This window comes from Variovorax sp. NFACC27 (assembly GCF_048301545.1).
Classification (GTDB): domain Bacteria; phylum Pseudomonadota; class Gammaproteobacteria; order Burkholderiales; family Burkholderiaceae_C; genus Variovorax; species Variovorax gossypii.
Map to the genome: position 1 here is coordinate 7,209,817 of NZ_CP157613.1, position 14,880 is coordinate 7,224,696.

A 14,880-nucleotide genomic window follows, 5' to 3' on the forward strand; every position below is an offset into this window, starting at 1 on the left:
CGACCGGGACATACGTGGGACATTCAGCAGATTTCGGACGCTGAAGTCGGCAGCCCCATCCGTTCGTCACGCTCGTGCCGCGCGGGCCTCCTAGCCGGCTGACTCCCGGCAGCGTGCGGCGTCCAGCGCATGGCCGCAGGCGTGGAACTCCCGCGCCGCCGCGACGAAGCCTTCGCGTGCGGCAGCGACACGGCCGGCGGCCCGTTCGATGTGCGCCTGCGCCTCGTGCAGCGACGCGTACCAGGCCGGCAGCTTCATCACCACGTTGGCCAGGTATTCGGACTGCTGCTGGTGGCTGGCCGCCAGGTCCAGTTCGTGCGCTCTCGCGGCCGCGATGGTGGCCGGGATGGCGAAGGTGATGCGGCAGCCGGGGCAGCTTTCCAGCGGGCCGCGCACGTTGGCCTCGGCCTCCTCCAGCACGCCCAGCGCAGCATCGGGCTGCGTGGCCATCGCGATGCGGGTGCCGTAGATGCGGTCCAGCAGGTGGAAACCGACGTCGGACTGGCGCGCGACGTCGAGCGCTTCGTCGAGCAGGCCGCGCGCCCGGTCCATCTGCCCGCGGTAGATCGCCAGTTCGGAACGGCGCTGCAGCGACAGCGCTTCGCCTGTCGCGCCGCCGATCGCGCGGTGCATGCGCCCGCCCGCCACCAGGTCCTGCTCGGCGGCGTCGAGCTGGCCGCTGAGCAGCCGGGCCTCGCCGCGCAGCGTGACCGCGAACGCATGCCCGCGCGCCGCGCCCAGCTGCTGCGCCTGCGTGGCCAGCGCATCGGCGAACGCGATGACCTCGGCGTACGGCCGCGAGCCGTACAGGAAGCGCTGCGTGATGCACAGGTGGCCATCGAACACGCGCACCGCCAGCTGCGGCAGGTGGCTAGTCTCCTTGAGGTCGGCCCACACGCTGCTGTGCAGGTCGCCGCGCGCGTGGGCCGCCGCGGCCTGCGACCAGGAGGCGATCACGAGCGTGCCTTCGTCGCCGGTCTCCAGGGCGATCCGCCGCACTTCGGCCGACCGGCGCGTACCTTCGGCGGGGTCCCCGAAGCCCAGGGCCGCCGCGCCGCTGTACGCCAGCGCTTCGGCGAGCCGCCCCGCCACCGTGGTGGGATGCACGTCCCGCAGGTACTGCAGGGCACCGGGCGGGTCGCTCATCTTCACTTGCGCCAGGGCCCGCTTGGCGCGCAGTTCGTGGGACAGCGCCTCCGGAACGACGGCGGCGGCCGCATCGTAGGCGGCCAACGTGCCAGGCCGGCCCAGCGCATCCAGGGACTCGGCACGCAGCGCCAGGGCTTCCGGCTGCGCCGCCCGGTGCGCGAGCAGCGGCTCGACGTGGCGCAACACGTCCTCGTAGGCACCGAGGCGGAAGGCCTGACGCGCAGCCGCCAGCGAACACGGCATCGCCCGCTCGGCATCGCCCGCGGCAAGCCAGTGATGGCCCACCAGGCCCGGTGCCGCACCGCCTTGCGCGAGCCGCGCCGCCACGTCGCGATGCAACAGTACACGCCGGTGCGGCGGGATGCCTTCGGCCAGCGCGTCCCGCACGAGTGCGTGGCGGAAACGGTAGCGGCCATCGGCTACCACCAGCACGCCCGCGGCCAGCGCCTGGTCGAGCCGCGCCAACGCGTCGTGGCCTTCGTCGGCGGCCAGCGCCACGGCCGTGGCCACGTCGAAATCTTCGGCCGACAGGGCCAACCGGCGCAGGGCCTCCGTCGCGCCGGGGTCCAGGTCGCACAGGCGCTCGGCCAGGGCCGACGACAGGCTGCGGGACATCACCGCCGTGGCGCCGTCTGAGCTGGCCGCTCCGCGCGCGAGCTCGACCACGGCAAACGGCAGGCCTTCGGCACGACGGGCGATGGCGGTGGCGGCCTCGGCCGTCATCGGTGCGTCGGCCGAGCGGGCTGCGAGCAGCGCCGCTTCTTCCTCGGACAGCGGGCCCAGTTCAAGGGCCTCCAGCTGGCCGGCGCGCTGCAAGCGCGAGGTGTTCCGATCCAGCAGGGGCGGCAGCGCGTGCCGGCATGCGAGCAGCACGAACACCGGGGGGCCGCTCGCAGCCAGTTGCGTCAGCGCCTGGGCGCTCGCGTCGTCCGCCGCGTGCGCATCGTCGACGATGAGCAGCACCGGCTTTTGCGCGGCGGTGGCCAGCAGCAGCCGGCGCACGGCGCCCACCATCTGGTGGCGCCCGAGCGGCAGGGCCAGCGGCTTCACGTCGCCCGAGGCGGTCATCTGCGCCAGCACGGCCTGGGCGTGCGCACCGATGGCCTGTGCCGCGTCGGGCAGCTCGCCGAGCAGGGGCTCCACCAGGTCGGCCGCGATGCCGTAGGGCCGGGTCCAGTCGCCGGCCTGCAACGAGCGCACCTGCCAGCCCAGGCCCCGCGCTTCTTCGGCGAGGCGGCGGCAGAACGCGGTCTTGCCCATTCCTGCCGGCGCGCGCACCACCGCGCCCCCCGGACGGCCCGCGAGGCTGGCGCGCAGCCAACCCAGGACACGCACAAGTTCCATGGCGCGGCCGACGAAACGCGGCGCGGCGCCTTCCAGGCCCGCCACGCATTCGCGGTACAGCGCCTCGGCCGGCGGGCCGGGGCGCATGTCCAGGGTCTGCTGCAGATGGTCGCGCAGGTGGCCGTACCAGCGCAGCGCCGAAGAGCGTCGCCCGGCCGCCAGTTCCTCGCGCATCAGCTGCACATGGGCCGCCTCGTCGGTGGGGTCTTCGCGCACCAGCCGTTCCAGGTCGCCGGTCTGGCGCAGCAGCTGCAGGAACTTGTGGCGCAACCGCTGGCGCGGCGCCTCGGTCCAGGTTTCGTAGCGGGCGTCCGGCAGGAGGTCGCCGCCGTAGAACTGCGCGGCCGCCTTGCAGGCCTGCGGGTCGCCGCTGTGCAGGGCCTCGTCCGCTGCGCGCTCGAACCGGTCGACGTCGCACGCCACAGCCTGGTCGGGCAGCAGGAAAACCCGGCCGCCTCGCAGCACCAGGGCGTCGGGCCGGCCGATGAACTGGCGCGCGTGGTGCGCCGCCTTGCGCAGGTTGGCGCTGCCTGCGTCGGGGTCCAGGTGCGGCCACAGGGCTTCCACCACCTGCTCGTTCGCCAGGCTGCGTCCGGGCTGCAACGCCAGCAGCTGCAGCAGCTCGGCGGCCCGCCGGGTCAGCGGCACCAGCGGAGCCGGCGGGTCATCCCCGGCCAACCCCACGCTCAGGCGGAATGGGCCCAGCAGCCGGATCGACACGGCATCGAACGACGGAGTCGGTGGGGGCGACATCGCGATTCCTTTCCACCGGCACAGGCCGGGAACGTTTCAGGAACGCCAAGCGTGGAGGATGAGTATGCCGTCTATCGAACCTGGCGGGTGCAACGAATAGACGCACTACCCCCGCGCCCGCGGACCCTCAAGGAGTACCTCATGCATATCGCAAAAGACGCAGTCGACGTGAAGATGGAAATTCCCGGTGCCGTGATCCGGCAGCGTTTGAATTTCGGTGACGCGACCGGCTACAGCAAGATCAGCGGCGAGTACTTCACGCTGTCGGCGGGCGTCGACACGACGCCGCTCTTCCAGGGCCTGAACAACCACAACTCCTGCCAGTGCCCGCACTGGGGGTTCGTGCTCAAGGGCCGGATCACCACCACCGACGACGCCGGGGAGCAGGAGACCGTCCAGGCCAACGACCTGTTCTACTGGCCGCCCGGCCACAACGTCAAGGTCGACGCCGACGCGGAGATCGTGATGTTCAGCCCGCAACACGAGCACACGCACGTGATCGACCACATGATCGAGAAGGTGAAGTCATGAACCCGAACAAGGCCCTCTGGGAAAAAGGCGACTTCACCCGCATCGCCGAGAGCATGCGCGAGAGCGGTGAAGACGTCGTGCGGCACGCGCACATCACGCCCGGCATGAAGGTGCTGGACCTCGGCTGCGGCGATGGCAACACCGCCATCCCGGCCGCGAAACTCGGCGCACAGGTGCTGGGCGTCGACATCGCCGCCAACCTGGTCGCCGCGGGCAACCGGCGGGCAGCCCAGGCCGGGCTGTCGGCCAGCTGCCGGTTCGAGGAAGGGGACGCTTGCGACCTGCGGCTCGAGAACAAGTCCTTCGACCTCGTCATCAGCATGTTCGGCGCCATGTTCGCGCCCAGGCCCTTCGACGCGGCACGGGAGATGGTGCGTGTCACGCGCCCGGGCGGCCGCATCCTCATGGGCAACTGGATCCCGAACGACCCCACGCTGGTGGCGCAGATCCTGAAGATCAGCTCGTCGTATGCGCCCCCGCCGCCCGAGGGCTTCGTGAGCCCGATGGGCTGGGGCTCGACCCCGAACATCATCGAGCGCTTTGGCGCAGCGGGCGTCGCTTCGGAGGCCATCAGCTACGAACGCGATAGCTACATCTTCGACTTCAAAGGTTCACCGGCGGAGTTCGTCGACACGTTCCGGCAGTTCTACGGCCCGACCATGAATGCATTCGACGCGGCAGCCCAGGCGGGGCGCACCGACGAACTGCGCACGGAACTGGTGACGCTGTTCCAGAGCCAGAACCAGAGCCAGTACCCCAACACCTGCCTGATCGCCGCGACGTTCCTGCGAGTGACGGTGGAAGTGGGCTGATCCGCGGTGTCCCGTCGCCCGGCCGGCACGAACCGCGGGAAGCGCTCGCGCTTCCACGCGCGGCCTGCGGCTCGATCCTCCTTCACGCCCGCGCGCGCTGCGGTTGCATCACGCCCGCCCCCTGGTGGCTGGCCAGCTTCGCGTAGATGCCTTGCTGGCGCAGCAGTTGCTCGTGCGTGCCGGCTTCGGCCAGCGCTCCGTCGTCCAGCACCAGGATCAGGTCGGCGTCGCGGATGGTGGACAGTCGGTGGGCGATCACGAGCGTGGTCCGGTGCTGCATCAGGACGTCCAGCGCGCTGCGCACCTGCATTTCCGAGAGCGTGTCCAGGTGCGAGGTGGCCTCGTCCAGGATGAGCACCGGAGCGTTCTTCAGGAAGGCGCGGGCGATCGAGATGCGCTGGCGCTGGCCGCCCGACAGCTGCATGCCGCGCTCGCCCACGCGCGTGGCCAGGCCGTCGGGCAGGGTCTGCACGAAGCCCGTCAGGGCGGCACGCTCCAGGGCCTGGGCCAGTTCCTCGCCGCCGGCGTCGGGGCGGGCCAGCCGGATGTTCGCCTCGAGCGTGTCGTTGAACAGGTAGGTGTCCTGCGACACCAGCGCGACGCGTTCGCGAAGGCCGTCGAGCCGAAGCTGGCGCACGTCCACGCCGTCGATGCTGACGGTGCCCTGGCGGGGGTCCCAGAACCGCAGCAGCAGGCTGGCCACGGTGCTCTTGCCCGCGCCGGAGGCGCCGACCACGGCCACGGTGGCTCCGGCCGGAACGGCGAAGCTCAGGTCGCGCAGGGCGTCCCGCGTCTTGCCGGGGTAGGCGAAGAAGACCCGCTCGAAGGCCAGCGACAGGCCGTGGGTCGACGCCGGCGGAAGCAGCGGACCGTCGACGACCGGCTCGGGCTCGTTGTTGACCACATGCAGGCGGCGGGTGGCCGCGATGGTGTCGGCCAGCTGCCGGCTGACCTGCGAGATCTCGGACACCGGCAGGAAGGTGGCCGACGCGATCAGCACCAGCAACGGCAGCATGCCGGCGGGCAAGGCACCGATGGCCACCTGCCACGCGCCGATCACGGCGACGGTCAGGCAGCCCAGCCCCATGGCAATTTCGAACCACGCGGTCTGGCGCGACAGGTCGTCCAGGATCTCGAGGCGCCTCGCGCGGCTCTGGTCGGCCACCGCGAGAAACTGCGCGCGGCGGCGCCCCGTGGCCTGGAAGGCGGTCAGGTCGGCAAGGCCCTGGATGGTTTCGGCGGTGTGGGCGCTCATCTCGCCCAGCGCGTGACGGGCACGGTCGCCCAGTGCGTCGACCTTGCGCCGGCCCCTGATGGGCGACACCAGCGCATAGGCCAGGAACGGCAGCAGCGCCAGGGCGACAGGCCAGCTGTACGCCGCCAGGAAACCCAGCACCGACAGCGGCACCAGGACCGAGACGATGGCGGGCGCGATGGTGTGGGCGTAGAAGTACTCGACCATTTCCACGTCGTGCGTGGCCAGCGCGACCAGGTCGCCCGAGCGCCGCTGCAGCAGGTAGGCAGGCGCCAGCCGCTCCAGCTTGTCGTAGAGCTTGATGCGCATGTCGGCGAGCAGCCGGTAGGCCATGGCGTGCGCCAGCCAGGACTCGAGCCAGTGGAACAGCGCGGCCAGCGGCGCGGCGACCAGCAGGCCGACGATCAGCGCGGTCGTGTCGCGGCCGTCGCGGATCGCGGCCACCACCAGCGCGCTGAGCACGCCGACGCCGATGAAAGCCGCCACGCGCGCAACGCCCAGCAGGATCGTGGCGATCAGCGTACCGCGCCAGGGCCGCACCACCGACAGCAGGGTGGCCAGCGTGGCCTTCCAGCCGACCTTGTCGGCATCGGCGTCCAGAAGGCGCGGCTCCGGCCTGCGACCGCCGTCGTCATCGACATCGCCGCCTTCTCGTGAGCCGCGCGGCGAGGCCGTCTGCGCCGCCGCGGGCGCCGGAGCGACGGCGGTGTCGGTGCCGGCCAGGTCGAGCGCCTGCTCGTGCATCAGGCGGTGATAGAGGCCCTGCTGGCGCATCAACTCGGCGTGCCGGCCCTGCTCGACCACGCGCCCCTGGTCCAGCACCAGGCAGCGGTCGGCGCCGATGATGCTGGCCAGGCGATGCGCCAGGATCAGCGTGGTGCGCCCGGCCATGAGGCGGTCCAGCGCCTGCTGGATCAATGCCTCGTTCTCGGTGTCCACCGACGACAGCGCTTCGTCCAGGATCAGGATGGGCGCGTCGCGCAGCAGCGCGCGTGCGATCGCCACGCGCTGGCGCTGGCCGCCCGACAGCTGCAGGCCGCGTTCGCCGATGGGCGTGTCGTAGCCCTGCGGCAGCGCCATGATGAAGTCGTCGATGTTGGCGGCACGGGCCGCGCCGCGCACCTGTTCGTGGGTGGCGTCGGGCCGCCCCAGCCGCAGGTTGTCGTCGATGGTGCCGTGGAACAGCGTGATGTCCTGGCTGACCAGTGCGATCTGGCTCAGCAGCGTCTGCGTGTCGAGGCCGTTGATGTCGTGGCCGCCCACGCGGACGGTGCCGGCCTGCGGCACGCACTCGCGCAGCAGCAGGCGCACGATGGTGGACTTGCCCGCGCCGCTCGGGCCCACGATGCCGACACGCTCGCCGGCCGCGATGCGGAACGACAGGCCCCGGTGGGCGGGACGTTGCGGCGAGTACGAGAACGCCACTCCGTCGAATTCGATGGTGGGTTCCAGGCGCGCCGGTGCGGCCGTCGCCTGGGCAGCGGGTGCGGCGGTCACCGGTTGGGCGTCCATCAGCGCGTGGATGCTGGCCGCGGCGGACTGGCCCAGCATGCCCCGGTGCAGGACGGAACGCAGCTCGCGCAGCGGCCGGAAGATCTCGGTGCCGGCCATCAGCACGATCAGCAGCGCTTCCACGCTCATGTCGCCGGACGCCACCCGCCAGGCGCCCAGTGCCAGCGCCAGTGCGGCGCCCAGCGCCACGCCCAGGTCGCTGATGCCACGCGTGAGCAGGCTGACCGAGAGCACCCAGAAGGTGCTGTCGGAGAGCTTGCGGGCGCGCGCGGCCAGGCGCTCGCCCCAGGCCTTGCCCTGGCCGTAGGACTTCAGGGTAGGCAGGCCCTGCACCGCGTCGAGGAACTCCTCGCCGAACTCGTCCATGGAACGGCTGCGCGCCAGGCTGGCGCGGCGGTCCAGCATGTGCACCGCCATCGGGCCGAACAACGCGAACAGCGCCGCGACCAGGAATACCAGCGCGGTCGGCACGTCCCAGACGGCGATGACCGCGAAGATCGCGAACGGCGCCACCGCCGCGATGACGACCTGCGGCAGGTACTGGCCGAAGAAGGTCTGCAGCTGCTCCACGCCGTCCACCACCGTCAGCATCACGCCCCCGGTGCGCTGGTTGGCGAACCAGGCCGGGCCCAGCGCCACGATGCGGTCGTACAGCCGCGCACGCAGCGCCTGCTGCACGTCGGCCGAGGAACGGTTGGCCTGCACCGTGCGCAGGTGGTCGAACAAGGCGCGCAGCAGCACCATGGCGCCGACGCAGGCGGCCGGCGCGATCCACTCCTTGGCGGGTGCTCCCTCGAACACGCGCGCCAGCAGCTGGCCGAGGAAGACGTAGCGGGCGATGCCGGCGGCCAGCGCCAGCAACCCCAGGAAGATGCCGCCCGCCATGCGCAAGCGCAGTCCCGCGGTCAATTGCCAAAGCCTGATGTCGAAGTACATGTCGGTCGATGCTTTCTGCGAAGCCGCGATGGTCTTGCATCCGCCGTACGCGCGAAAGCGATAGTTTTTCAATCGGGAGTTGAGATAAATTGCACCCTCCGACGACCTGCCGTTCATCCCGATCCCCATGCCGCCCCTGGCCGCCTTGCGCGCGTTCGAAGCCGTTGCCCGCCTGGGCAGCCTGAGCCGTGCCGCGTCGGAACTCAACGTCACCAAGAGCGCCGTCAGCCACCAGCTGCGTGCGCTGGAGTCCGACCTGGGGGTGCTCCTGCTGCACCGCGGCGGCACGGTGCGCCGCGCGCAGACCACCGAGGCCGGTGCCGCGCTGCTGGCATCCGTACAACAGGCCTTGACCCTGCTCGAGACCGCCTGCGGCAATGCGCGCGCCAGCGCCCGAGGCGGGCGCCGCCGCAGCCTGAACGTGTCGGCCAACCCCTCGCTGGCCGCGCTGTGGCTGGCGCCGCGCATCGGGCGCTTCATCGAGCTGCACCCCGACATCGACGTGCAGGTGTTCCTGCACGCCAGCCAGGACCCGGCCTGGAAGGCGCAGGACATCGACCTCGCGTTCCTGCATGTGCGCGACCTCGGGCCGCACCTGGCGGCGCCCGGCGACATCCCGTTGATGACCGAGACCGTGGTGCCGGTCTGCAGCCCGGCCCTGGTCGCGCCGCACGAGCGCGACGATCCGGCCGTGTTCGCGCGCCACCGCTGGCTGCAGGAAAAGCATGTCGACAGCCCCGAGACCGACTGGCGCACATGGCGCGTGCGGCTGGGCCTGCCGGAAGGCGCCGGCCAGGATCCGCTGGTGCTCAGCGGCCTGTCCACCGTGGCCGCCGCCGCGGCGGCGGGCGTCGGCATCGCGCTGGGCCGGGCGCCGCTGATCGACGAGGAACTCGCCCGCGGCCGGCTGGTGGCGCTGACGCCGGGCCTGAGCATGCCCGGCTCATGGGGCTATGTGATGCGGATCCACGCCAACCGGCCGATGGACGCATCGCTGCCGACGCTGGTGGAGTTCCTGACCGAAGAGGGCCGCCGCGCGCCGACGTGGTGACCTTGCATGGCTCGGGGTGACCGGACGAAGGCCCGGACGCCGAGTCCGGAAAGCCTCGCCCCGCTCGCGGCGCGCTAGAAAAGATGCTGCTGCGAGGTCGTCAGGGCCGCGAAGCTCTTGCCCATGGGCTGGAGGATGGCGTCGGCGATCGGCTGCAGTTGCCGGCTCAGGTAGTGGTCGTAGTCGATGCGGGAGTGGAGGGCCTCCATCGGCTCCGGGCCGCTGCGGGTCATGACGTACCGGATCCAGCCGCCGTTCTGGTACTGCCTGGGTCTGTGGAGCCGGTCGTTGTGTTCGTCCGCGATGCGCGCGGCGCGCACCTGCGGCGGCACGTTGACGAGGTAGGCATCCAGGCGATGGCGCAGGCGCTTCCTGTAGACGAGCAGCTCGTCCTTGCCGCCGGACAGCGTCGAGCGCACGTATTCACTCACGAACTCCTCGTAGGGCTCGCCCCGGAAGATGCGCGAGAGCAGCCCCTCCTGGAACTGCCGCGCCAACGGGGTCCAGTCGCTGCGGGCCATCTCCAGGCCGCGGTAGATCATTTCCTCCTTGCCCGCGGCGTCCTTGCTCAGGCCGGCATAGCGCTTCTTGCTGCCCACGTCCGAGCCGCGGATGGTGGGCATGAAGAACTTGCTGTAGTGGGTATCGAACTCGATCTCCAGGAAGTTCTCGAGCTTGTGTGTCTCGCGAAGGGTGCGCGTCCACCAGTCGTTGATGTCCTTCACCAGGCCCGCCGCGACGGCATGTGCCTCCTCGTTGGCGTGGGTGCGCCCGAGCCAGATGAAGATGGAGTCGGTGTCGCCGTAGATGGTCTCGTAGCCCCGGCGCTCCACGAATTCGCGCGTGAGCTTCATCATCTCGTGCCCGCGCAGGGTCACGGCGGACACCAGCCTGGGATTGAAGAAACGGCATTCGGACGCACCCAGAACGCCGGCGAACGAGTTCATCAGCAGCTTCAGGGCTTGCGACAGCGGTTCGTTCCTGGCCCGCTTGGCCTCGTCCCGCGCACGCCAGAGCGTGGTCACGATCTCGGGCAGGCAGTGCCTCGTACGCGAGAAGGTCGTCCCCTGGGGCCCCTGGACGAGCATTGAAGGGTCGGCGGCGTTGGCGCCTTCCACGAGGCCCACGGGGTCGACGAGGAAGGTCCGGATGATCGAGGGATAGAGGCTCTTGTAGTCCAGCACCACGACGGAGTCGTAGAACCCCGGCTTCGAGTCCATCACGTAGCCGCCGGGAAAGGCCTTGCTCGCAATCTCGCCCACGCTCGGCGCCACGTAGCCCAGGCGATGCATGCGCGGCAGGTAGTGGTGGCTGAACGCCGCGATGGAGCCGCCGAAGTGGTCGATCTGCAGGCCCGTGGTCTGGGCCCGCTCCATCACGAACTGCAGCAGCTTCGCCTTCTCGAAGATGCGCAGGACCAGTTCGCAATCCCGGATGTTGTAGAGCGCGAGCGCGGGCTTGTCCTCCTGGTAGCGCCGCTCGATCTCCGCCATCTTGTCGTACTCGTCGCCGATGGCCTTGCCCTCGCCCAGCAGCGCCTGCGAGACGCTCTCCAGGCTGAAGGAGGGAAAGCTCCACATCGCGGCCCGCAGCGCCTCGATGCCGTCGACGATCACCCGCCCGGGCACGGAGGCGAACAGGTAGCCCTGCTTGCCCGGATGGGTGCGCCAGTCGATGGTGTGTCGGTCCCGTCCAAGAAGGAGTTGCGCCCCGCAGTCGTCGGCCGTCTTCTGCAGCACGCGCAGGTCGAACTGGATGACGCTCCAGCCGACGATGACGTCCGGATCGTTCCTCTCGAACCAGTCGTTGAGCTTCTCGATCATGGACTTGCGGGTCGGGCAGTAGACGAGCGAGAAGTCCGCACTCGCCGCTGCCTCGCCCGGCACGGCCGGCGGCTCGCCCAGCATGAAGACGGTCCGGTCCTGTGTTGCGTCCAGCGCGACGGAGTAGAGCGCCTCGTACTGGCTGGTCTCGATGTCCAGGGACACCATCCTGAGCGCCGGACGGTAGTCGGGCGCGGGCCTGAGCCTGCAGTCGACGAGCGCGCAACGGTCCGTGTGCCCTCCTTCCACCTGCACGCCGGCGGTGATGAACCGCTCCATGAGGTGGCGGTCGTGCGGACGCACATCGGCCTCGAGCAGCGGGATGTCCTGCGCCCGGAGTGCGCGCGCCAGCCGGCCGATCTGCCGGAAGTGCTTCGCGTAGACACCGACGACGGGCTCCTGCTGGAAGGTCTTCAGCTCGAGCTCGCGAATCTCCACCCCCGGCATGGCGGCGAGCTGCGCCTCCACTGCCGCGCGGTGCCGGGTCGCGACGAAGGCGACGGAGGTCTGGGAAGTGAGCACGACCCGCATCGGCCCCGCATCCGTGGCCAGCCAGTATTCGATTTCCGTGCCTGCCGGGGCATCCCGCCAGTGGCGGGTGAGGATGAAGCCCTTGAGTTCGGTGGGCGCCACGGGAGGCTGGAGCATGGGGGTGCGAGGAAGGGCGGACTCGGTCACCACCGATTCTTGCGCAGTCGCCACTGCATCTGACAGCGCCACTCGTCCGGGCGCCTTCCGGCAAGCAGCCGAGCTACTCGGTGAGCGCGCGCTTCACGTCTTCCTGCAGGTTGCGCAGGTGGTCGCGCATGGCCGCGCGGGCGCGCTCGGCGTCGCGCGCGCGCAGCGCGCGAATGATCTCGCCGTGCTCGTCGTGGTTCTCCGGCTGCCGGTGCAGCGGACTGTGCAGCCGGAAGAGCCGTGCATTGACGCGCAGTTCTTCCACCAGCCGCGGAAACACCACGTTGCCGCTGGCCGTGGCGATCAGCATGTGAAAGCGATCGTCGAAGTGCCAGTGTTCGGTTTCGCTGTGCTCGCTGGCGCCGAGCGTCGCGATGTCGGCCTCGAGCGTCTCGATCTCGGCGTCGGTGATCTTGCCCACCGCCAGCGCGATGGCCTCGCACTCGATCACCTCGCGCGCGCGCATGCAGTCGAAGTATTCCTTGGTCTCCAGCGCACGCACGGCGTAGGAGCGCGCGTCGCGCCGCACCAGCAGCCCCTCCCCCGCCAGCCGCACCAGCGCTTCCCTCATGGGTGTGCGCGAGATGCGCAGGTCTTCCGCCAGCCGCGCCTCCTGCAGCGGGCTGCCGGCCGATATCTGGCGATCGAGGATGAGGGTGCGCAGCCGGTCGTAGGCCTGTTCGGCCAGGCTGGCCGAGCGCACCTCCAGGGGGGCGATCGTGATGGTGGCGGGCTGCGAGGGGCTGGGAAGGCTGGGCATGCGGGAATGGGCGGAAGCCACGAGGGCGGGTGAGCTTAGCAGGGCCGGCCTGGCGGGCTCAGGGCCATTCTTTCAGAGCCATTTGTCCAGCGGATTGCCGTCGTTGGGCGCACGGGGCCGCAGGCACGGAAGGAACTGGCCGGAGCCGGGCTCGGCCTGGAACACGCCGTCCCGCCACACCACGCGCCCGCGCGAGACGGTCAGGCCGGGCCAGGCGCGCAGCCGCATGCCCTCGTAGGGGGTGTAGTCGGCGTCGTGGTGGAGCATGTCGTTGGACAGCAGCTTCTCCTGGCCCTGGGGGAACACGTCCCACACCACGAAGTCGGCGTCGCTGCCCACGGCGATGGTGCCCTTGCGCGGGTACAGGCCGTACAGGCGCGCCGGGTTCGTGGCCGTGAGTTCGACGAAGCGGTGGATGTCGATGCGCCCCTTGAGCACGCCTTCGCTCATGAGCAGCGGCAGGCGGGTTTCCACGCCGGGAATGCCGTTGGGGATGCGGTCGAAGGAAGCGTCGTCGCCGGCCACTCGCTTGCCGTCGCTGCCGTTCATGTTGAAGGGCGCGTGGTCGGACGAGACGATGGTGAAGAGTCCGCTGGACAGGCCGTTCCAGATGAACTGCTGGTTCGCCTTGTCGCGCGGCGGCGGGCTGCAGATGCAGCGCGCGCCGTGCATCGGATCGTCGGGGTCGATGCCCAGGTCCTCCGCGCTCAGGAACAGGTACTGCGGACAGGTCTCGGCATGGATGGGCAGCCCGCGCCCGCGCGCCCAGTGGATCTGCTCGACGGCCTCGCGGCCCGAGACGTGAACGATCAGGATGGGCGTGTCGACCAGCTCCGCCAGCGCGATGGCACGGTGCGTCGCCTCGCGCTCCACCGCCATCGGCCGCGAGCTGGAGTGGTAACGCGGCGCGGTGAGGCCCGCGTCGAGCAGCTGCTCGGTGAGCCAGGCGATGCAGTCGCTGTTCTCGGCGTGGATCATCGTCATCGCACCGTGGCGGCGGGCGGTGGCCAGCACCTCGATGATCTGGCGGTCGTCCAGCTTCAGGTCGTCGTAGGTCATGTAGATCTTGAAGGAGGTGTAGCCTTTCTCGATCAAGGCGGGCAGCTCGCGCTGCGTCACGTCGCGCGTGGCGTCGGCCACGATCAGGTGGAAGGCGTAGTCGATCACCGCCTTGCCCTCGGCGCGGCGGTGGTAGTCGTCGACGGCCTCCTGGACGCTGCGGCCCTTCTGCTGCGCGGCGAAGGGCAGCACGGTGGTGGTGCCGCCGCAGGCCGCCGAGCGGGTGCCGGAGAGAAAGTCGTCCGCGAAGCGCGAGCCGTCGCTGGTGGGCTGGTCGAAGTGGCAGTGGCCGTCGACGCCGCCGGGCGTGACCAGCCGGCCGCGCGCGTCGATCTCGCGCGCTGCGCTCGCGTCGAGGCCTTGCGCGATGGCGCAGATGCGCCCGTCGCGCACGCCGATGTCGGCGGTGTAGCGATCGCCGGCGGTGGCGATGTCGGCGTTGCGCAGGATCAGGTCGTAGGTGCTCATGGGCGTTGGTTCCTCATCGTTCTTCCTAGCGCTGCTCCAGCGCAGGTTCGGCGGGCACCGCCGGCGGCGTGGCGGCATTGCCGTAGGCACGGCCGTAGTGGCGCTCGATGCGGCGCTGGACGAAGTCCCAGGCGGTGGTCATGAGCAGGTAGTAGATGGCGGCAACGATGAAGAGCTCGAGCACCATGAACTTCTCCTGGATCAGCACCTGCGTGCGGCGCAGCAGCTCTTCCATCGAGATCACCGAGGTGATCGAGGTGGTCTTGAGCAGGCCGTTGATGCTGTTGCCCAGCGTCGGCACGATCAGGCGCATGGCCTGCGGCAGCACGATGTAGCGCATGGTCTGCGCGCTGCTGAAGCCCACGGCGCGCGCCGCGTTGGTCTGCCCGACGGGAATCGACTGGATGCCGCCGCGCACGATCTCGGCCAGGTAGGCCGCCTCGTTGAGGATCAGCCCCAGCAGGGCCGACTCGATCACCGAGAGCTTCAGCCCCAGCTGCGGCAGCCCGGTGAAGATGATGATGAGCTGCACCAGCAGCGGCGTACCGCGGAACACCCAGATGTAGAAATGCGCCGGCGCCGCCAGCCAGCGGTGGCTGGACAGGCGGGCCAGTGCCAGCGCGCAGCCCACGACCAGCCCGCCCGCGATCGCCGCGAGCGTGAGCCACAGCGTGGTCACCGCGCCGCTGAGGATGTACGGATTGAACAGGTAGTCGAAGAAGCCCGACCAGCTCCAGCCTTGTCCCATG

9 protein-coding genes are annotated in these 14,880 nt (G+C 70.3%); 3 read left to right on the forward strand and 6 right to left on the reverse strand.

What is annotated here, in order from left to right; translation table 11 throughout:
- Window positions 1-90: 90 nt before the first annotated feature.
- A complete protein-coding gene (locus ABL840_RS33825) occupies window positions 91-3,246 on the reverse strand; it encodes an ATP-binding protein (protein WP_093304444.1) in 3,156 nt (1,051 codons plus the stop codon).
- Between the two features lie 141 nt (window positions 3,247-3,387).
- On the opposite strand from ABL840_RS33825, the gene ABL840_RS33830 reads away from it, so the two are divergent.
- Both ABL840_RS33830 and ABL840_RS33835 read left to right on the forward strand, forming a co-directional pair.
- On the forward strand, window positions 3,388-3,777 hold the full coding sequence (locus tag ABL840_RS33830; protein WP_093304446.1) for a hypothetical protein: 390 nt from the start codon (window positions 3,388-3,390) through the stop codon (window positions 3,775-3,777).
- Window positions 3,774-4,589 carry a class I SAM-dependent methyltransferase gene (locus ABL840_RS33835; RefSeq protein ID WP_093304448.1) on the forward strand — a complete coding sequence of 272 codons (816 nt, stop codon included), beginning with the start codon at window positions 3,774-3,776 and terminating at the stop codon, window positions 4,587-4,589. The genes ABL840_RS33830 and ABL840_RS33835 overlap by 4 nt, the downstream gene beginning before the upstream one ends.
- 82 nt (window positions 4,590-4,671) lie before the next feature.
- Here the strand turns inward: ABL840_RS33835 and ABL840_RS33840 are convergent, their stop codons facing one another.
- Window positions 4,672-8,292 carry an ABC transporter ATP-binding protein gene (locus ABL840_RS33840; RefSeq protein WP_093304450.1) on the reverse strand — a complete coding sequence of 1,207 codons (3,621 nt, stop codon included), beginning with the start codon at window positions 8,290-8,292 and terminating at the stop codon, window positions 4,672-4,674.
- Window positions 8,293-8,419: 127 nt separating this feature from the next.
- Between ABL840_RS33840 and ABL840_RS33845 the strand changes: the two genes are divergently transcribed.
- Window positions 8,420-9,343, forward strand: a complete 924-nt coding sequence (locus tag ABL840_RS33845; RefSeq protein WP_093304452.1) for a LysR substrate-binding domain-containing protein — start codon at window positions 8,420-8,422, stop codon at window positions 9,341-9,343.
- A gap of 74 nt (window positions 9,344-9,417) precedes the next feature.
- Here the strand turns inward: ABL840_RS33845 and ABL840_RS33850 are convergent, their stop codons facing one another.
- The 4 genes from ABL840_RS33850 to ABL840_RS33865 all read right to left on the reverse strand — a co-directional run bounded on the left by ABL840_RS33850 (window position 9,418) and on the right by ABL840_RS33865 (window position 14,879).
- Window positions 9,418-11,814: a DNA polymerase II gene (locus tag ABL840_RS33850; protein WP_176947540.1), complete on the reverse strand. Its 2,397-nt coding sequence runs from the start codon at window positions 11,812-11,814 to the stop codon at window positions 9,418-9,420.
- 103 nt (window positions 11,815-11,917) lie between these two features.
- On the reverse strand, window positions 11,918-12,604 hold the full coding sequence (locus ABL840_RS33855) for a GntR family transcriptional regulator (protein WP_093206515.1): 687 nt from the start codon (window positions 12,602-12,604) through the stop codon (window positions 11,918-11,920).
- Between the two features lie 72 nt (window positions 12,605-12,676).
- Complete coding sequence (gene hydA / locus ABL840_RS33860) at window positions 12,677-14,131, reverse strand: dihydropyrimidinase (RefSeq protein ID WP_093304454.1); 1,455 nt, start codon at window positions 14,129-14,131, stop codon at window positions 12,677-12,679.
- A gap of 25 nt (window positions 14,132-14,156) precedes the next feature.
- Window positions 14,157-14,879, reverse strand: coding sequence for an amino acid ABC transporter permease (locus ABL840_RS33865; RefSeq protein WP_093206513.1), 723 nt, complete (start codon window positions 14,877-14,879; stop codon window positions 14,157-14,159).
- Window position 14,880: the final 1 nt, after the last annotated feature.